Source organism: Paenibacillus pedocola (assembly GCF_031599675.1).
GTDB lineage: Bacteria > Bacillota > Bacilli > Paenibacillales > Paenibacillaceae > Paenibacillus_AQ > Paenibacillus_AQ pedocola.
Genome location: NZ_CP134223.1, coordinates 2,874,928 through 2,895,027, shown reverse-complemented (window position 1 = coordinate 2,895,027; position 20,100 = coordinate 2,874,928). Strand labels below are relative to the sequence as shown.

Genomic DNA, 20,100 nt, shown 5'->3' with positions numbered 1-20,100 from the left:
CGATACAAAGAAGGCCAAAGCCCTGAATTTCAGGAGCTTCGGCCTTCTAGTGTTATACATAATAAGTTATCCTACGGACGGTCAATGAATATATAACCTTCCTCATCCTTCTCTACCTTGGCATGCAGCGCCTCTGCAAGGATGCGGAGCGGCACATAGGCATCGCCGTATTCATCAACGAATACCGGCTGTGGAAGCTTTACAGTAGTGCCTTTAATGAGCGCCTGATCGGAACCGATTTTGAACACCAGCTTATCGCCGTATACATCATCGGTAACTGTAATCGCCCGGTTTGCACCATCCCATGTCACTGCTGCATCAAGGTCTTCTGCCACGTAACGCAGCGGAACATAAGTCGTGCCTCCTTCAACAATCGGATAATAATACTCATCATCCGGAGCGATGACTAAGGTTCTCGCCGTAATGCCTAAGTCATCCTTAAGCAGGTTGTATACGGTAGAACCTGTTTCAAAGCTGCGAAGGGTTTCACCCGGTGTAAGACTTGCTGAAGACAAATCCAGTGCACCTTTGGTAGGGATCGGATCAGCTGTAACCGGTCCGTTCACATTCCAGGTCTGACTTTCCATCTTCATTGAAAGGCTCTGGATCGGCAGATCTTCGCTGGCTGGCAGTGCAACCTTTAGATCGACATTCTGCTTACGGATATGCAGCCCGCTGTCCACAAATAGATCCACCTGCAGCTTCGTATCTTTGCTCAGAATGGTCTTCAGCTCAGGAGTAGATTCATACAGACTTTCGAGCTGTTTATCATAAACAAGCAGCAGCGCATCCACAGCCAGCTTGGCAGCATCATGGGCTACAGTTACAACACCATCTTTGTCTTCCAGCGGAATATCACCAAATCCGAGATCATTCAGCTCTGAATCCACATCAGCTGCGGTCAGAATCGGATACAGGTAATCATAGAGGCCGCTGATCAGAGCAGTAAAGCCTTCTGTATCTTTGGAGACTGATTTCAGGAACCCTTTCACTAAAGCAGGCAGCTCATCACCTGTGATTTCCGTATGTAGCTTAGTCAGATTCAGCTGCTGGCCATAGACGTTTTCACTTACCGAAGAAGCACTGATGGCGGCCGGGTTTGGAAGATTCTTCACAACAAACCCTGTAACAAGCTTGGAGATATCCTGGATTTTGGCCTGATCCAATCCTTCAATACCCATGGAATCTTCATAGCTCTCCAGAGGGAAGTAGAACGGCTGTTTCGCGCCTTCAGCGGTGAACACAACCGCTTCTTTATCCATAAAGAAGGTAAACGGCACAGCGGATTGCTTATACGCGACCGTTCCGGCAGCAGAAACGTTTCCGTTATCCTGCAGCTTTACATGCGCGATATTAACTGAAAAAGAATTAATAAGATCGATGATTTCTTGATCTTCACTGGTTATTCCGCTTGCCGGAACCACATTTAATGCAAAGGTTGTACTTGATTCCGACGACTTAACATCCAGACCCCCCAGCAGCGCCTTATTGACATCCAGACCGCCAACGCTTTGGCAACCTGCCAGAATCAGCAGCAGTGCCAGAACCGGCATCAGCCACTTTGTTCGTGCTTTCATTTTCCTCATAGCAAGACTCCTTTTACGAATATTTGTTAAATCTATCCATCAACTCAAATGAGGAAGGACTTGAATTTGCAAGTGCCTATATGTAAAAAATTTATAAAGTGAGCAGACTTCTCCACTCAATAGTTACCCATTCTCTGGAAGTCAGAATCTTCACTGCTGCCAGCACCGCCAGATGAGCCGGATAAAAGGACCACCACATCCAGCGCGGCAGCCTTTTTTTCTCCAGAAAGCCCCATATCCCTGGCGTTAAGGCGATGAATATTGTAGGAACAATGCTGAACAACTGGACCAGCCAGCCGCTATAAAATAAATAGAAGCCATTCAGCAAAAAATGCCCCGCAATCAGCCAGTAGGAACGTGCATAACGGAAAATCAGCACCAAAACCAGCCCGTAGGCATTGTAATCAATCGGGAAATAATCCATCAGGAAAATTGCCGCCAGCACAACCGGAATGCCAAGCCACAGCGAGGGCAGCTTATCCAGAATGACCAGCACGATCGCGGAGAGCAGCAGCGTAAATACAACATTCCAGCCGCCGGGGTCCAGCGCTAAATTATACGGCACCTGGGCAATTAAGGCAATCAGGAACAGCCTCCGCAAATATCGGGGCCTCGATTTAGTATGTATATGCCCTTGCACCAGCGCGTAGCAGTAAATCGGAAAAGCAATTCTTCCAATATATCTCCAGCCAAGCTCCCCCGGGAAAAAAATATAGCCGATATGGTCAATCAGCATTGTCAGCATCGCAATAATCTGCATCTCCGGCCTCCTGTATAGTTCATCAGGTTAAAGCTGACTTCACATGATTGCATGGACAATTATTTGTGCCTGCATCCATATCCTACAAGATATACGTCTATTAACACAAGTTGTTCCATCGGATATCCAAAAACAAAAGCCGGTTTCCCGGCAGATCGGGAAAACGGCTCACCATTTTTTCTATTATCATCAGACTTCGTGTCTAAGCTGTCTTAGACTTGTTGTAAATATCGAAGCCCACCGCGAGCAGCAGCACCAGCCCTTTAATCCCCTGCTGCCAATCGACACCGAGGCCAACCAGGGACATACCGTTATTCATAACGCCCATAACCAGACCTCCGATAATCGCCCCGACCACCGTTCCGATTCCGCCTGAAGCGGAAGCTCCGCCGATGAAGCAGGCTGCAATGGCATCCAGCTCAAAGTTCGTACCCGCTTTCGGTGTTGCGGAGTTAAGGCGTGCAGCAAAGACCAGGCCGGACAATGCGGCAAGAACGCCCATATTAACGAATACCCAGAAGGTCACCCGTTTGGTCTTCACACCGGAGAGGCTGGCTGCCTTCTCGTTCCCGCCCAGTGCATAGATATGACGGCCCATCGTCATGTTGTTCATGACAAAGGAGTAAATCGCAATCAGCACCAGCAGGATTACGAGGATGTTCGGAATCCCGTTATATTGGGCGAGAACGAAGGTGAACAGATTAATTACGACAACCAAGGCGGCCGCTTTGGTAATGGATATCCATACCGGCGGAAGCTCAAACCCGTATTTCACGGAGATTTTGCGTGTTCTGAATTCCTGATAGACGATCAGGACGGAAAGAATGATGCCTGCGACCAGCGTCAGCACATTCAGCGAGCTTCCGCCGATGAAATCCGGGATGAAGCCGGAGCTGATTTTTTGAAAAGCTTTGGGAAAAGGGGCGATCGACTGCCCGTTCAGCACAATCATCGTTAACCCGCGGAACAGCAGCATTCCTGCCAGAGTAACGATAAATGCGGGAATTTTGATATAGGCGACCCAGAATCCCTGCCAGGCACCGACAAGCGCCCCCATCAGCAGGGAGAGGATGACGGCAAGCACCGGATTCATCTGCATATCCACCATCATAATCGCTGACAGTGCCCCGATGAAGGCGGCAACGGACCCTACGGAAAGATCGATATGTCCGGTGATGATAACCAGCACCATGCCGATAGCAAGCACCAGGATATAGCTGTTTTGCAAAATAAGGTTCGTGACGTTAAGCGGCTTGAGCAGAATGCCATCCGTCAGAATTTGAAAAAAGACTGAAATAAAGATTAAGGCAATAATCATGCCGTATTGGCGGATATTCTTTTTGAAAATTTCACTGATTGTTCCCATATGGTGCTACCCCCTGCTTCGTGTCATAAATTTCATCAGCAGCTCCTGCGTGGCATCCTGCCGTTCAACTTCCCCTGTAATCCGTCCTTCGCACATGGTATAAATCCGGTCGCACATCCCGATGATCTCCGGGAGCTCGGAAGAGATGACCAGCACGCCTCTGCCTTCTGCTGCCAGCCCGTTGATGATAGAATAAATTTCGTATTTGGCACCCACATCAATCCCCCTTGTCGGCTCATCCAGTATGAGCACATCCGGCTGGGCATAGATCCATTTGCTGAGAACCACTTTTTGCTGGTTACCGCCGCTTAGATTGACTGTTTTCTGCAAAATGCTAGGCGTCTTAATGTTCAATTTCCTGCGGTATTCCTCAGCCACCAGCACTTCCTCGTTCTCATTGATTACGCCCCGGCGGGACAGCTTCTTCAGGCTGCTGAGTGAAATATTGCGTTTAATATCGTCGATGAGGATCAGCCCATATTGTTTGCGGTCCTCCGTCACATAGGCCAGTCCGCCTTCAATGGCTTGGTTGATGTTATTTAAATGGACCTCCCGGCCATGCATGTACAGCTGACCGCTGATTCGCTTGCCGTAGGACTTGCCAAATACGCTCATCGCCAGCTCTGTCCGCCCTGCGCCCATCAGACCGGCAATACCGACTACTTCCCCGCGGCGGATATGCAGATTGATCTGATCGAGCATTTTGCGGTCAGCCTGCGTGGGGTGATACACCTCCCAGTTACGGATTTCGAAGATGGTCTCCCCGAGTTCAGGTGTCCGCTCCGGATAGCGGTTAGTCAAATCCCGGCCGACCATACCTTTTATAATGACATCCTCCGTGACCGCATCCAGCTTCATATCCAGTGTCTTGATGGTCTGGCCATCCCGCAAAATCGTTACAGAATCCGCTACCTTCTCGATTTCGTTCAATTTGTGTGAAATGATAATCGAAGAGATCCCCCGCTTCTTCAGCTCAAGGATCAGCGTCAGCAGATTTTCGCTGTCATCCTCGTTCAGCGCTGCTGTAGGCTCGTCGAGAATGAGCAGCTTCACTTCCTTGGAGAGTGCTTTGGCAATCTCCACCAGCTGCTGCTTGCCCACACCAATTGTGGATACCCGGGTAAGCGGCGATTCCTGAAGGCCGACCGTCTCCAGCAGCTCCTTCGTCCTCACCGTTGTCTCACTCCAGTTAATCACTCCACGATTCGCCCTCTCATTGCCGAGGAAGATATTTTCCGAAATCGACAAATACGGAATCAGCGCCAGTTCCTGATGAATAATGACAATCCCCAGTCTTTCACTGTCTTTGATATCCTTGAACTGGCACACCTCACCGCCGAACAGAATATCCCCTTCATACGTTCCGTGCGGATAGACTCCGCTAAGCACCTTCATCAGCGTAGACTTTCCGGCCCCGTTCTCCCCGCAGAGTGCATGGATTTCGCCTGCCTTCACCTGCAGGTTCACGTTCGAGAGTGCTTTGACTCCTGGAAAAGTCTTCGTGATGCTCTTCATCTCCAAAATATACTCACTCATCAGTCTCACCCAGCTTTCCTTGGTACTGTGCAGCGGTATGCCGGCGGCAGTTCCCGAGGGAGCTGCCGCTGCATGCCGTTAATAATGATTCAACCGGTTATTGACCCAGCTGGTCTTTGGTATAGTAGCCGCCTTCCACCAACACCTTATCCACGTTGCTTGCGTCAACAGAGACAGGCTCCAGCAGGTAGGAAGGGACGATTTTGACTCCATTATCATAGGTGGTTGTGTCATTGACTTCTGCTTCCGTGCCTTTAAGCACGCTCTCGGTCATTTGCACCGCTTTTTTGGCCAGCTCACGCGTATCTTTAAAAACCGTCTGTGTCTGTTCTCCGGCCAGGATCGATTTCACAGAGGCCAGCTCGGCGTCCTGTCCGGTTACCACCGGAAGCTTCTTGTCCCCGGATCCGTAACCAACGCCCTTCAGCGAAGAAAGAATGCCGATGCTGATGCCGTCATACGGGGAAAGCACGGCGTCGAGATTATCGCTGGCATAATTGGCACTCAGCAGATTATCCATCCGCGACTGGGCAGTGGCTCCATCCCAGCGCAGTGTAGCTACCTGCTCCATCGTGGTCTGTTTGCTGCGGACGACCAGCTTGCCGGAATCGATATAAGGCTTCAGGATGGACATTGCGCCATCGAAGAAGAAGTAGGCATTGTTATCATCCGGCGAGCCGCCGAACAGCTCGATGTTGAAGGGGCCTTTGCCTTCTTTCAAGCCCAGCTTTTCTTCAATGTAAGAGCCTTGGAGCACACCGACTTTGAAGTTGTCAAAGGTAGCGTAGTAGTCCACGTATTCACTCTTTTTGATCAGCCGGTCGTAAGCAATGACTTTCACGCCTGCGTCATGCGCTTTTTGCAGCACATCAGTCAGCGCCTCTCCATCGATTGAAGCAATGACAAGCGCCTTTACGCCTTTCGTGATCATATTCTCAATCTGCGACACCTGATTCTCTACGACATCCTCCGCATATTGCAGGTCTGTCCCATACCCCAGCGCTTCAAATTCCTTCACCATGTTGTTGCCGTCATTCACCCAGCGCTCTGAGGATTTCGTAGGCATCGCGATACCCACTTTGCCTTCCTTTCCTTCTGAGCTGCCTGAGCCGTTCCCGTTACTGCAAGCGGACATCATCAGCATTAGAGCAAGCGTCAACATCATTAATGAAACCTTCTTCATCCTGATACCCCCTGAACTGGTCTGTTGTTCGTCCGAAGCGGGTGCCACCCGTTCGACAAGTTGAGTATAGCAACCGGGGTATGGCGGCGTATTTACACTGAAGCTACTGTTTTTATAAAAAACAAACCTTTGTTGTTTACGCTTTCATAAAACGAAAAATAAGCACATACCGCTTATAGCCAGCATGTGCTTAGTGTATGATTGCAGAAATTTTGCACTGAATCGGGCCGGAGCTCAGCCGTTCCCGGGCACTCCGCTGTCCCCTTCTTCCGGGAGCACGCCTTTGCGGAATTGCAGGGGAGAGACACCGGTTTGTTTCTTAAAGGCTGTACTGAAATAGTGCTGCGTCTCATAGCCTGACCGCTCTGCCACTTCATTGATGCTCATATCTGTGGAGTGCAGCAGCTGCGCAGCCTTACGGATCCGGATTTGGGTCAGATACGTTCCGAACGATTCGCCCAGCTCCTGCTTGAAAAGACGGCTGAGGTACACCGGCGAGGCCTGCAGGATACCGGCCATCGACTCCAGACTCAGACCATATTCCGTGTAATGCTCCTGCACATACTGCCTGGCCCGGCGGACCAGCGGTGATAAGGGCTGCTCCTTGGCCAGGGCCACTCTGCATTTCCGGTAGGCTGCGGGCAGGCCGGTGATATCTGCGTCTGCCTGCTGTATGCCCACCTCAACCGCAATTTTGAGATGACTGCGAACCGCTGCTTCAATGCCGGCCAGGACCGGTTCGCCTCCGGCATCCCAGAGCAGGATTACAATCAGTCCGGCAGCATCGCGGAAGATTACCTTCGGGTAAGGCTCCAGCAGCTCGGTACTGATATTCTCGATGGCAAACAGAAACAGCTGCCGCTCGTTCTCCTTCATCGCGGGCTGGCGGACTTCCCCCCGCCAGCGGATAATAGAGATCAGCTGAGGAGGCGCCTGAGGCAGCTTTAGAAATTGCAGCTGCTCGCAGATTTCCTCCCGGCTGAGGTTGCCGTCCAGCCATTCCTGGCAGAAGCGTTCGCGCAGCAGCGGAAAGTTCTTCAGGATCTGCCTGGAGGCCTGCTGCAGATGCTCGCTTTGCCGGCGCTCCGCCTCCAGATCATCCCTCACCCCGCGCAGTACCTGCATCAGGGCTTGCGGATCTGCAGGCTTGAGAATATAATCATTGACCTGCAGGCGGATCGACTCCTGGGCATAGGTAAACTCATCATGCCCGGTGATTACAATAATCCTGCATAAGGGCAGCCGCTCTCTAAGCTGCTTCATCAGCTCCATGCCATGCATGATCGGCATGTTCAGATCCACCAGTGCGATATGCACGGAGTGGTGCAGCGCAAGTTCAAGCGCCTCTTCCCCATCCTCAGCCTCTGCTGCAACCTGCAGCCCGAGCGCATCCCAGTCTACGCAACGCCTGATCCCGTCACGGATAATATCTTCGTCATCAGCGATTAGAACCTTCCACTTATCCATAGCTCTATGGCTTCCTCCCTTATTTATGATCTTCAGGATAGCTGCTGCGGACTACGGGATGACGGACAGTCACAAGGGTACCCCTGCCCGGTTCACTGTCAATACTTAGGCCATATGGCTCTCCGTAAGTCAGTCTGATCCGCGCCTGTACGTTCAGGATGCCGTAGCCGGTGCCGGCGCTTTCTGGTATGGGCTGCTCCGCTTCGATGCTGCCCGCACCTATGTCATCCAGGCGTTTCCTCAGCTGTGCAAGCCGCTCCGCCGGAATGCCGGCGCCGTCGTCGGCTACCGTCAGAACCAAGTCACCGCCGTGCTCAGCCACAGCGATCCTGATATTTCCGGGACCGCGCCGCTCCTTAATTCCGTGATAGATTGCATTCTCTACAATCGGCTGGAGCAGTAATTTCAGCACATACAGCTCCCCGAACTGCGGCTCCGAATCAATAGTGTAGGACAGCTTACTGCTGTAGCGGGTATGCTGGATTTTCAGATAACTGACGATATGCTCCAGCTCATCGGAGAGCGGGATGATGTCGCTGCCCTTGCTGAGGCCGAGACGGAACAGCTTGGATAAGGATTGTACAACCTCCGCGATATCGTCGGCGCCTCTGCTGCGGGCCATCCAGTGAATGGTATCCAGTGTATTGTAGAGAAAATGCGGCTTGATATGTGCCTGCAGACTACGCAGCTCCGCTTCCCGCTTCTGCCTCGCCTGAAGTTCAGTCAGGGTGAGCAGCCGGCTGATCTGAGCCAGCATTGTATTAAAGCTGCGGCCCAGCATCCCGATTTCGTCCGAGCGTTTGCCCCAATAGCGGATCGTGAGGTCTCCTGACTGCGCCTTACTCATAAAGGAAGCAAGCTGCCCGATAGGGCGGGAGATTGAATAAGCCAAATAGAACGATGCTGTCATCCCTAGCATGCAGACCACAAATACGAAGGTGACCACATTAAAGGTAATCTCCCGGACTCCATACGCCGATTCATCCATAGGAAAGACGCCAACTGTCGTCCAGCCGGTAAAGGACGAGGTACGGTAAATCAGCTGGATATCACGGCCGTTTACCGTTTCGGAAGTGATCCCGGACGTCTCGCTGAACAGCCCGGCCGGAATCGACTGCATAAAGGGATGCTGCGGCGCATAGACGAGCTCACCATTGTCATCGACTACGGTTAAATATCCGGTTTTGCCCAGTGTCACATCCCTTGCTGTCTCTGCAATAACCCGCAGCTTCAGATCGACCAGCACAACACCCTGGACCACCTGGGTATCAGGATCCACAATTGCTCTGACGGCTGAGACGACCTCGCTCTCCTTGTAGTCGGCATGAGACATAACTGCGCGGCCGTAAGGATGTCCGATCATTTTAAAGATTCCTTTATTGGCGGCCGCTGCTTTGTACCATGCTTCATTCTTCACTTCGGTTCCCGGCCGGGTATACATCTCATTGCTGATGAACTCACCTGCCTGATTCACCAGCATTATTCCGGCGATTTCAGAGCTTAGTGTAGTGAAGCCCTGCAAAAATTTGCGGATATTATATTCCGCCGACTCCCCGTTTACACCGGTACCGCCCGGCTCAGCCCTGTCCTTCATCGTCCCCTTCAAAAAGGCTTGAACCCCCGGATCAAACGAGATTAAGTAAGTGATCTTCTGAAGATTCTCAACATCATTCTCCAGGGCGGTATTCACCTTGCCGATCAGCTGCATCGTATTCTCACTGCTCTGTTCTTCAACTCTGCGGTCCACCGTCCAGCCGATTAATAGTCCAAGTCCAATGGACGGCAGGATGCTGATCAGCAGAAAATGGATAATCAGCTTATACCTGATCGGCAGGTTGTTCAACTTCAGCTTTTCGATCGTTAAGCTGCTCCTCTGCATGTGGCCTTCCTCCCCCTGCCCAGCCTACTTGGCATAATAATTGTCCACATTTGCCCGGGTTACCACATCAATTCCGGTATCTACTTTGTCCGGCACCGGCAGCGGCTTATTATTGTCATAAGCGGAGGAATCCTCCTGCAAATCCCGGTGTAAACGGAACAGCTCTGTCAGCGACCAGTAACCCATATTCCAGGTGCCTTGGGCCATCGTTGCGGCGATTTTGCCTTCTTTGACCAGATCCAGCGTACCTTTATCCGTATCAAAGCTTATAATCTTAAGCAAGGAGCGACTGCCCTGCATTTTCTCTACGGCTTCCGCCACCCCGATCCCGCCATTAGACTCCGTGGCAAAAATCCCATCCAGCTGCGGATACGCTGTCAACAGCTGCTCCGCGGCTTCCCTGGAGGCCACCTGATCCCCGCGCCCGTCCTTGATGGCAGTCACCTTCATCTCCGGAAACTCGCTGCGGATGGTCATACTGAACCCGTCTGTCCGCTCCTGGTGATTATGCTGTTCAGGTGTAGTAATAATGGCCACTTCACCTTTGCCTCCGGTTAGCTCGGCCATTTTTCGCGCGGCCTCTACTCCTGCATTATAGTTATCGGTACCGAGAAATGAATAGGCCTTGCTGTCCGGCGCACCGGAATCAAATAAGACAACCGGTATTCCGCTGTCTACCGCCTTATTGATCGTCTCCGTCAACAGCTTGGAATTGACTGCCGATATGGCGATGCCGGCCGGCTTCTTGGCAATAATCTGCTCCAGCACCGTCATCTGCTCATTGGCATCATGCTGGGTGGAGCCATGGTATTCGACTGATACATTCAGTTCTTCCGCGGCATCCTCAAAACCCTTGAGAACACTTTTCCAGTAGTCGATTCCGATCTGGAAGGTCACCATCACATATTTATCTTCAATATTGCCGCGCAATCCTGCGGTTTCCCATGCATCTGTGCTGTTTGCCTGCAGCTTGTAATTCAGTACATAAATGAGGAAAATCCCGATCAGCAGCACATAGACCAGCCACAGCTTTTTCACAAATGTAACCCCTTTCAAAACCAACTAAGATAAATAGCTATCGCCATAATACCTTGTTTACCCGGGGAAGGAAATAGAAATTTAAGTGGGATTCATGTCATGATTAACCACTTGTTCGACTGACTTGCCTGCAGCAATAAGGCCCACCTGTATGGTGAGCCCATTAATTTCAAACTATGATTTAGGGGTGACAGCGGACCCGCACTTCAGAAAAGCAGACTTTCCGAGTAGTTTTCACCCTCCAGCATGTCGTATTCCACCAGCCGGTAGTCATCCAGCAGCTTCTGCTGCTTCTCTGTCAACCCGGTGAGTGGGCCCGAAGCGCCGATTAGCACACTTTTGCTAAGGCCGGGAATTTCCGCCTGCACTTGCTCCAGCAGCTTATAGTAAGCCGGCATTGCCTGCCCGGACAGCCGGAAAACCGTCGGTCCGAGATAAGCCGGGCTAATCGTACCGAGGGCTGTACTGCCGATGTCAAAGTTCGCCAGGATCATCAGCTTTGTCTCATGCTTAAGCCGAGGTTCACTGTCCCAGCCTGCATCCGCATAGATTCCTGCCGACAACGCCGGCAAGTGATCCCCCCAGAATACGGCAATCGTCGGCCGCTCAATTGTCTTCAGCTCCTGCTGCAGAAAGACAAGCGCCTCGTCTGTCAGCTTGGTGTCCTGGAAGTAGGTTTCAAGCTCATCCTTATAACCCGCCTGAACGCCGTTTACAGCAATCGTATTCGGTCCATTGAGTCCCTTGGTGAACGGAAAATGGTTCTGCATTGTTACCAGGTGCAGGAACGCCGGGGAAGCTGAAGTCTTAAGCTCGCGCACAGCCTCCTGCACAGCAGCCTTGTCTGAAATATAACCGTCCGGGGTCATCCGGGCCGCTTGCTCCAGATCCTTGTCACTGGTAAAAGAGTCGAAACCCAGCACCGGATAGACGCGGTTACGGTTATAGAAGGTCTCATCAAACGGATGCAGGGCCAGTGCCCGGTAGCCCCGGTCTTTCAGAATGCTGACTATGGAAGGGAGCGTAGACATTTTCACAATCCGCTGCTGGTACGGAATCGATCCGTCGTTAAGGAAATACATCGACATTCCGGTCAAAGCCTCAAACTCGACATTGGCCGTATTACCGCCGAATTCAGGGGAGAGCAGATAACCCGAAGGTGTGGCAGACTCTTCCTGATGTATGAACTTCAGCGGATCCTCACTGTAGGTGAGCCCGCTCAGCCGGGTCGGATCGAAAAAGGCTTCATCCATCATAAAGATGATATTGGGCTGCTCAACAGCAGTAGCCGCAGCAGCAGAATCCGGTAATGCGCTGTATTTGGCAGCGATCTCTTCAATGGCCTTACGGCTGTAACCGTCGGGCTGCTCCAGCAGATTCTGCCGCAGATTTCCGGCAAAGGCAAAGAGAAACCCGTTCTGCGTGTAGTTCACCTTCTGGTTCCAGAATATATTCTGGTACTTCAGTGAGGAAGCAAGCGTGGTCTGCCCGCCGACCATGATTATAAATCCGGCAAGCAGCACAGCGGAAATCCCGGCAAAAAGCACCCGCAGCGGCAAGCGGAGCTTCGTCTTCGGCAGCTTCATCAATACCCAGAGAAGTGCGGCGACGAGCAGAACTGCAGCGGCAAGCGCCAGCGGCGACACCATTCCCTTGGTAATTTTGCTCATTTCCCCGGCATTTTTGAGCAGCAGTAAATCCCAGGGGAACAGCGGCTCTCCGGTGGTTGTCAGCTTTTTATAGTCTGCGATCCCCAGAACAGCACATACCAGGGAGATAAGCACCGGGCCTAAATAAAGATTAGGTAAGAGTGCTGAACAGGCCAGCAGAAGAAAGAAGAAAAACAGACTGCCGGCAGCATAAAGCAGTGGATATTCCCCGATCCATAGGAAGACTTTTAACAGATTCAGCTCCAATGTGGCTACCTGCATAAACAAATTCAGCAAAAGCCCCGTAAGGAGCAAGCTCAGCAGCAGGATGCCAAGCCGCCATGAACGCAGCATATGACGCAAGTACAATCACTCCAATCTATACTAAACGTGTAGTATACGCCACTTTGCTTAAAACAGCATTAAAAACCCGCTGGAAAATCTCCATGCACTGCCACTATTCTGCGCAAGGTTCCGCTCAGCGTATACCTATCTAATCCTCCTAAACAGCAAAAAAGGCGGAACGCAGCAAACTTCACTGCATTCCGCCTTACTTTAGATCCCTGCACAGTATGCTGTCCCAGAGAAGCCCTGCTATTTTACATACAGACGGCTGGTTTCTTCCCAGTATTCACCTGGCTCAAGGCCGAACAAACCGATTTCATCAGCTGGAAGGTCCACCTTCGGTGCATTGACCAGGTTAATCTGCGGCTCAGGGCAGAAGAAGCCTTCGGTCGCCCCATTGTTCCAGATCATCCACTGCTTGTACGAAGTTCCGACATCATAGACCAGAGTTACACCGGCCTTGCTGTCGGTAAGCTCCATACGGTTACGGCCATTCTGCGCTACTGCAGTATAATGGTTGTCCATTGCCGCATAGAACGGATTCACGCCTTGATTACGCAAAGCGATCTCTTCAGCGGTCAGCTCCTGGAAGGTACCCGTTGGCAGCATGCGATTGTTGAGGTTCCAGCGTTCGCCGATGGTCAGCTTCACAAGGTAATCCTGAGCGGTGCTTCCCGGCGCGAACGGTGCATTGATTGCCGTATGGAACGCCAGCAGGCAAGGCATCAGTTCTTCACCGTCATTATGCACCAGCAGCTGTTGGGACAAGCCGCCTTCACCAAGTGTATAGCGCAGCTTGATGGTATATTTAAACGGCAGGTATTGATAGGACGGGTGATTCTCATCCACTTTGATCGCTACAGTGACGAAGCTTTCACTTCTACCGCTGCCGAATTCCTCAACTTCCCACGCAGCTGTATGTAAAAAGCCATGCAGATGGTTGCCTGTTGCTGTCTCATTCACCGGGAACCGGTAGGTTTGTCCATTCCAGGGGAACTCGCCGTCTTCATAGCGGTTTGGAGGAAACAGTACTGGTATCCCGTGAATTCCCGGATTAGCCTTGAACCCTTCCATCTCTTCCGCTCCTGGCTCATGCAGGAAACGGTAACCGTTTTCGGTATCGCGGAAACAGATCAGGTTCCCCCCGATCCCCGGCAGGATTGCCGCCTCATAACGTCCGGCCTTCAGCCAGACTGCAGCTTCTCCCTCATAATGTCCTTCATATGCAGTAATTGACATCGTAATTTCCTTCTCCCTTCCATAATCTCAAAATGACTCTCTTAAATAGATTAACACATTTGAGTAAGCGGAAACATGGCATTTTTATAACTGTTCGACTTCTACGCTCATCACATGTTCGATTTTCTTCACATCATAATAAATTTCCGTAGCATAATCCCGGTCCGGTGCTGACAGCACCATATCGATCAGCTGTCTGCCGTCATCCAGATCTTTAATTTTCATCCGCCGGATGGTCCGGCCGGGACTCCGCGTTTTTCGCTTATCGGTCATCTGCCGCCCTTCAATCTTCTGAATCACCTCGGTCAGTACATAGTTCGGCTCCATAATGATTTTCACTGAAATTTCATGTTTGTTCAGCACTTCCGGGCCAACCGCTTTGATTAACAGTGGGACAGCATTGACCGCGAACATCAGGAGCACAACTGCATAACCCGCTTCTACATAAAAACCGGCGCCGACCGCGATTCCAATCCCGGAAGCCGTCCAGATCAGTGCTGCAGAAGTCAGACCCGATATGGCATCCCCGCCTCTGCGCAGGATAACGCCTGCCCCCAGGAAACCGATCCCGCTGACGATCTGCGCCGCCAGACGCATCGGGTCCATATTGGGATGCTCGTTCCCCCCGAATTTGTCGTAAGCATGAATGGAGACAAGTGTAACCAGACAGCTTGCAATACTAATGACCATACTGGTCCGAATCCCCAGCGGTTTCTGCTTCAATTGCCGGTCAATACCGATGAACAGCCCGAACAGCATGGCCACAAGCAGTTTTACAATGGATTCCGTGTGCAGATCAATACTCATAATTCCTCCTAAAAGTTTTGTTAGCATAATCATCTCTGGTTGACTCCGTACAAAACTCGCTCCGGAAGCATCAGCCATATAAAAAAAAACAGATAGGATCAGTATACCTGAAAACAGTGCAAAAGCTTTAGTTTATTTATAGCAAGAAGAAACGCATTGCCGGCCTGCCGCAAACTGCATCTCATATCTGCCGCTGAGGGCTATGCAGGACTGCTGAGGACGGAATCCGTTTCTTCAGATAAGGAACTATTCTGTTTATTTTATGCCCGGCTGAACAGAATTAGAATGACCTAGCCATGCAGGAGCGATTCTGCGCCGTCGCAATAGATTTCCGTACCCGTAATGTGATCTGAATCTTCTGAAGCCAGGAACAGTGCCAGTCTGGCCACCTGATCAGGCCGTCCGGGTCCATCCTCCAGCGGCTGTCCGCCATCCGGAAAGTTCACTTCAATCTGCACTTCTTTCAGATCGTCGGATGGATAGGTGTTGTCATCAATATTGGTAGTGATCGCACCCGGGCAGATGGCATTGACCCTGATTTTGTATTGAGCCAGCTCCAGTGCCGCCATTTTCATAAAAGCAACCTGGCCTGCCTTAGTCGTGCTGTATGCCGAAAATCCGATATTTGAGAATACGCGGTTGCCGTTGATCGAGCTGTTGATCAGAATGCTGCCGCCTTTCTCCTTCATATATGGGATCGCATATTTGACTGTCGCAAACGTTCCACGGAGATTAATATGAATCGTCTGGTCCCAGGCTTCGATATCCATCGTCTCAATCGGTGTCATCGCCCCGTTAATGCCGGCATTGGCAAAGACGATATCCAGCCGCCCCCACTTCTCGGCAGCCTGTTTCACCGCTTCTTCCACCTGCTGCGGGTGCTCGATATCACAGGCAATCACAACGGCTTCCCCGCCTTCCTGTTCGATCTGCCGTTTTACTTTTTCGGCATGTTCCGGAGTACGGTCTAGCATTACGACCTTAGCACCGTTTCTTGCGAATTCCAGCACCGATGCCCGTCCGATACCCGAACCCCCGCCTGTTACAATCGCTACCTTGCCTGCAAGCTTTTGAACTGTCATATCTCTGCTTCCTCCTCACAGTAGTAGAACCAGCAAAATTTTGCTGACCTATGAAGTTCTTTCCTTAACCTTTACCTCACATACACGAAAGTGAACCGGATGGTCAGTCTTTTGACAAACCGGATTTGTGTATCTTCATCCATATCATCACAAAAAAGCATTGAGTCCTGTGAAGGAACCCAATGCTTTTTGGAAGCGGATAATCTTCTGAATTATTTAATAACTACGTATTCCAGGTTAACCAGCTTAGCATAAGTAACGATTTGATCTGTCGTCAGATTCAAGGAAACCACAGTGTGGTGACCGCCGCCGTTTTCAATCCATGCTTTAACCCCGTCCTGGAAGTTTGGCTTTACGTTCCACAGTACACGGGCTACAGGAAGATTTGGAGCAGGAACTGTCGGTTCAAAGGCAGTAACCTCATTGATCAGCAGTTTGTAATGCGTGCCGAAGTCAGCCATGGAAACAACCACGCCATCTCCTGCCTTACCGTCAAACACCAGACGGGCCGGATCTTCACGGTCGCCGATGCCGAGCGGGGATACGAGAACCTTAGGTTTATTGCTGGCCAGTGTCGGGTCAACCTCAAGCATGTGGGATTGCAGAATCGATTCTTGGCCTGCGGTCAATTCATAAGTATAATCTTCCATGAAACCGGTGTTCTGGTTATGGCTCATTACTTTCAACAGACGATCGAGTGCTGCAGTCTTCCAATCTCCTTCTCCGGCGAAACCGTATCCTTGTGCCATCAGACGCTGAACGGCCAGACCTGGAAGCTGTTTCATTCCGTAGAGATCTTCAAAGTTCGTTGTGAAGGCTGTATAGCCGCCGTTATCCAGGAAGCGTTTGAGGGCAATTTCATAACTCGCCTGAACTTTTACGCTGGCTTCCCAGGCTTCCTTGCTGTATGATCCATATTCGAAATCATAAAGTTCAGCATACTCAGCAAACAGAGCATCAATTTCTTCTTCCTTTACAGCATTTACGTACTGAACAAGATCGCCGATGCCGAAGTAGTCAACGGTCCAGCCAAATTGAATCTGCGCTTCTACCTTATCGCCTTCCGTTACGCCAACGTTGCGCATGTTATCGCCAAAGCGTGCAACCTTGATCGTGAAGCTTTCATTGTAAGCAACCGCTACATCCATCCACTCTGCGATTTGCTTCTGAACTTCTGCACGTCCCCAGTACCCTACTACCACTTTATTCTGTTTCTTCAGACGGGCATTGATAAATCCATATTCACGGTCACCATGAGCAGCCTGATTGAGGTTCATGAAGTCCATGTCGATGGTAGCCCAAGGAATACTTTCATTGTATTGCGTAGCCAGATGAAGCAGCGGCTTCTGCAGTAATTTAGTCCCGCGGATCCACATTTTTGCAGGGGAGAAAGTATGCATCCAGGTAATAACCCCGGCAACCTCGTCACGATAGTTAACTTCCTTCATGAGGGTAGTAATTTTGTCTGCACTAACTGCCAGATCCTGCAATACCAGCGGGTATGGCAGAACGCCGCTTTCATTCAGGGCATCGGTCATTACTTGTGCATTAGCTTTAACTTCCGCGAGTGCTTCTTCCCCGTACAGATGTTGTGAACCTACGACAAACCAGAATACTTTTGTTCCTGCTGTTGACATTATTCATCCTCTTTTCATGAGTTGTTGGTTTGGTTTACTTCTGCCCGTAGTAGGCGTCTTTCCCGTGTTTGCGCAAATAATGCTTATCCAGAATACGCTGCGGCAATTCTTCAGCGAAGCTGTTCAATTGTCTTGCGAACAGATTCATTTTCGAAACCTCTTCAAGCACGACGCTGTTCATGACTGCCGATTTCGCATCTTTGCCCCAGGTGAAGGGAGCATGGCCTTTAAGCAGAACACCGGGTACTGCTAAAATATCCAGCCCGCGCTGCTCAAACGTCTCGATGATGACACGGCCGGTTTCCGCTTCATAACCACGGTCAATCTCCTCTTGGGTTAAGAACCGGGCACAAGGAACAGAACCATAGAACGTGTCTGCATGAGTAGTTCCCATAACAGGTACATCCAGGCCGGCTTGAGCCCAAATGGTCGCCCAGGTCGAATGTGTATGCACGATACCGCCGATCTCCTCGTAGTGCTTATACAGTACCGCATGGGTTGGTGTATCTGAAGAAGGTCTCATCTCCCCTTCAACTACTTTGCCGTCAAAATCAACAACTACCATGTCACTAGGCTTCATTTTGTCGTAATTTACGCCGCTGGGTTTGATAACAAATAAGCGGCTCTCACGGTCAACGGCGCTTACATTTCCCCAGGTGTATTTCACGAGTCCATGTTTAGGCAAATCCAGATTCGCCTGAAATACTTCTTCCTTCAGTTGCTCTAACACACTAACCCCTCCGGTTCTCCACTAGATTATCTACAGCAGCCTGCTCAATGGCCAGACCCTGAGTGTAGCGTTCCATAAATGTCTCAAAGCCCTTAACATCGGAGCCGTCAGGGTAAATTTCCTGGCCCTCAGCATCTTTAAATACTTTTTGGTCGAGGAAGTCTTCCAAGGTTTCCTGCTGTTCCTTGTTACTCATGTAAGAAGCCAGAATGGCCATCCCCCATGCTCCGCCTTCTCCGGCTGTCGACATTACGGATACAGGAACATTCAGCGCAGCCGCAACAATTTTTTGCCCGACAATCGGAGTTTTAAATAAACCGCCGTGTGCCAGAATGCTGTCAATGGCGACATTTTCGCGTTTGGTCAGAATGTCCATTCCGATTTTCAAAGCACCAAAAGCCGTAAACAGATGAGTACGCATGAAGTTAGCCAGATTGAAACGGCTCTCCGGGGAACGGACAAACAGCGGCCGGCCCTTTTCGATACCAGTAATATTCTCTCCCGAGAAATAACCATAGCTGAGCAAGCCGCCGCCGTCCGGATCTGCCTCCAAAGCCTTATTGAACATCACACCGTATAAATGATTGACATCCGCCTTAAGTCCCATGGCTTCATAGAATTCACGGAACAAGCCCAGCCAGGCGTTGATATCACTAGAGCAGTTGTTGGCATGAACCATTCCGACCGGATTACCATTCGGCGTAGTTACCATATCAATCTCCGGATATACCGCGGAAAGCTCCTGTTCCAATACAAGCATAGCAAAAACCGAAGTTCCCACCGAGACATTACCCGTCCGCTTTCTTACACTGTTCGTGGCAACCATCCCTGTTCCCGCATCACCTTCTGGAGGACAAAGCGGAATACCCGGCTGCAGGTTTTCGGATTTATCTAAGATTTTGGCACCTGCTGCGGAGAGCACACCAGCCTGCTGACCTGAAATATTGACCTCAGGAAGAATATCCTTCAGCTTCCAGGAGTAGCCTTTGGCTGCAACGAGTTCATCAAATTGCTTAACCATCGTTTCATTGAAATCATGAGTAGCTTCATCAATCGGCAACATACCGGAAGCATCACCGATACCAATGGCCTTATTGCCGGTCAGCAGCCAGTGAATATAGCCGGCCAGCGTTGTAACGAAGTCAATACGTGATACATGGTCTTCTTCGTTCAATATCGCTTGATACAGGTGGGCAATACTCCACCGCTCAGGAATGTTAAATTTAAATAGTTCAGTTAACTCTTTTGCTGCAGCACCCGTTGTCGCATTACGCCAGGTCCGGAACGGAACAAGCAGCTCACCCTCGCTGTCAAAAGCCATATAGCCGTGCATCATTGCAGAGAATCCAATCGACCCCACTGTGCGGATCGTGATTCCATATTTCCGTTCAACCTCTTGTTTCATTCCACTGTAAGCCTCTTGCAGACCAGAGATAATACTCTCTAAGTTGTACGTCCAATATCCGTCTGCCAGGAGGTTCTCCCACTCATAACTACCAGATGCGATTGTCTCAAAACGTTGATCAATCAGCACTGCCTTGATACGTGTGGATCCAAATTCGATACCCAGTGAGGTTTCTCCCTTGAGTATCGCTTGTTTAATGTCTTGATCCATGCACACGTTACTCCTCTCTGAACAACTGTTTTATTCGCTATAATATTGAAAGAAGGCGCTTTCCCTTATTTACTGCTCAAGTATATTTTTTGTTCGTACATTTGTCAACACACTTTAATAGTTATACATACAAATATCCTGATTAAGCGACATTTTTCTAATATCCACCTCAAATTTATGT

15 protein-coding genes are annotated in these 20,100 nt (G+C 50.4%); all 15 read right to left on the bottom strand.

Annotated features, from left to right (window positions below; genetic code table 11):
* Positions 1–71 precede the first annotated feature (71 nt).
* On the bottom strand, positions 72–1,586 hold the full coding sequence (locus QU597_RS12425; protein WP_310832904.1) for a copper amine oxidase N-terminal domain-containing protein: 1,515 nt from the start codon (positions 1,584–1,586) through the stop codon (positions 72–74).
* 91 nt (positions 1,587–1,677) lie between these two features.
* Positions 1,678–2,346 (bottom strand): TraX family protein, encoded by a 669-nt coding sequence (locus tag QU597_RS12420; protein WP_310832903.1) that lies wholly within the window; start codon positions 2,344–2,346, stop codon positions 1,678–1,680.
* A gap of 202 nt (positions 2,347–2,548) precedes the next feature.
* Positions 2,549–3,712 carry a multiple monosaccharide ABC transporter permease gene (gene mmsB, locus QU597_RS12415; RefSeq protein WP_310832902.1) on the bottom strand — a complete coding sequence of 388 codons (1,164 nt, stop codon included), beginning with the start codon at positions 3,710–3,712 and terminating at the stop codon, positions 2,549–2,551.
* A 6-nt stretch (positions 3,713–3,718) separates the two neighbouring features.
* Entirely contained in the window at positions 3,719–5,248 is a 1,530-nt protein-coding gene (gene mmsA, locus QU597_RS12410; protein ID WP_310832901.1) for a multiple monosaccharide ABC transporter ATP-binding protein, read from the bottom strand.
* Positions 5,249–5,345: 97 nt separating this feature from the next.
* Complete coding sequence (gene chvE / locus QU597_RS12405) at positions 5,346–6,431, bottom strand: multiple monosaccharide ABC transporter substrate-binding protein (protein ID WP_310832900.1); 1,086 nt, start codon at positions 6,429–6,431, stop codon at positions 5,346–5,348.
* A gap of 234 nt (positions 6,432–6,665) precedes the next feature.
* A complete protein-coding gene (locus QU597_RS12400) occupies positions 6,666–7,898 on the bottom strand; it encodes a response regulator (protein ID WP_310832899.1) in 1,233 nt (410 codons plus the stop codon).
* A 19-nt stretch (positions 7,899–7,917) separates the two neighbouring features.
* Positions 7,918–9,777, bottom strand: coding sequence for a cache domain-containing sensor histidine kinase (locus tag QU597_RS12395; protein WP_310832898.1), 1,860 nt, complete (start codon positions 9,775–9,777; stop codon positions 7,918–7,920).
* A gap of 24 nt (positions 9,778–9,801) precedes the next feature.
* The gene (locus tag QU597_RS12390; RefSeq protein WP_310832897.1) at positions 9,802–10,815 is read right to left on the bottom strand and encodes a substrate-binding domain-containing protein; all 1,014 of its coding nucleotides are present in this window, start codon (positions 10,813–10,815) and stop codon (positions 9,802–9,804) included.
* 206 nt (positions 10,816–11,021) lie between these two features.
* The gene (locus QU597_RS12385; RefSeq protein ID WP_310833298.1) at positions 11,022–12,818 is read right to left on the bottom strand and encodes an LTA synthase family protein; all 1,797 of its coding nucleotides are present in this window, start codon (positions 12,816–12,818) and stop codon (positions 11,022–11,024) included.
* A gap of 240 nt (positions 12,819–13,058) precedes the next feature.
* Positions 13,059–14,048, bottom strand: coding sequence for an aldose 1-epimerase (locus tag QU597_RS12380; RefSeq protein WP_310832896.1), 990 nt, complete (start codon positions 14,046–14,048; stop codon positions 13,059–13,061).
* 84 nt (positions 14,049–14,132) lie between these two features.
* A complete protein-coding gene (locus QU597_RS12375) occupies positions 14,133–14,855 on the bottom strand; it encodes an MgtC/SapB family protein (protein ID WP_206104513.1) in 723 nt (240 codons plus the stop codon).
* A gap of 290 nt (positions 14,856–15,145) precedes the next feature.
* Positions 15,146–15,937, bottom strand: a complete 792-nt coding sequence (locus QU597_RS12370; RefSeq protein WP_310832895.1) for an SDR family oxidoreductase — start codon at positions 15,935–15,937, stop codon at positions 15,146–15,148.
* A 212-nt stretch (positions 15,938–16,149) separates the two neighbouring features.
* The gene (araA, locus tag QU597_RS12365) at positions 16,150–17,574 is read right to left on the bottom strand and encodes an L-arabinose isomerase (RefSeq protein WP_310832894.1); all 1,425 of its coding nucleotides are present in this window, start codon (positions 17,572–17,574) and stop codon (positions 16,150–16,152) included.
* A 34-nt stretch (positions 17,575–17,608) separates the two neighbouring features.
* Positions 17,609–18,304: an L-ribulose-5-phosphate 4-epimerase gene (locus tag QU597_RS12360; RefSeq protein WP_310832893.1), complete on the bottom strand. Its 696-nt coding sequence runs from the start codon at positions 18,302–18,304 to the stop codon at positions 17,609–17,611.
* 1 nt (position 18,305) lies between these two features.
* A complete protein-coding gene (locus QU597_RS12355; RefSeq protein ID WP_310832892.1) occupies positions 18,306–19,919 on the bottom strand; it encodes a xylulokinase in 1,614 nt (537 codons plus the stop codon).
* Positions 19,920–20,100: the final 181 nt, after the last annotated feature.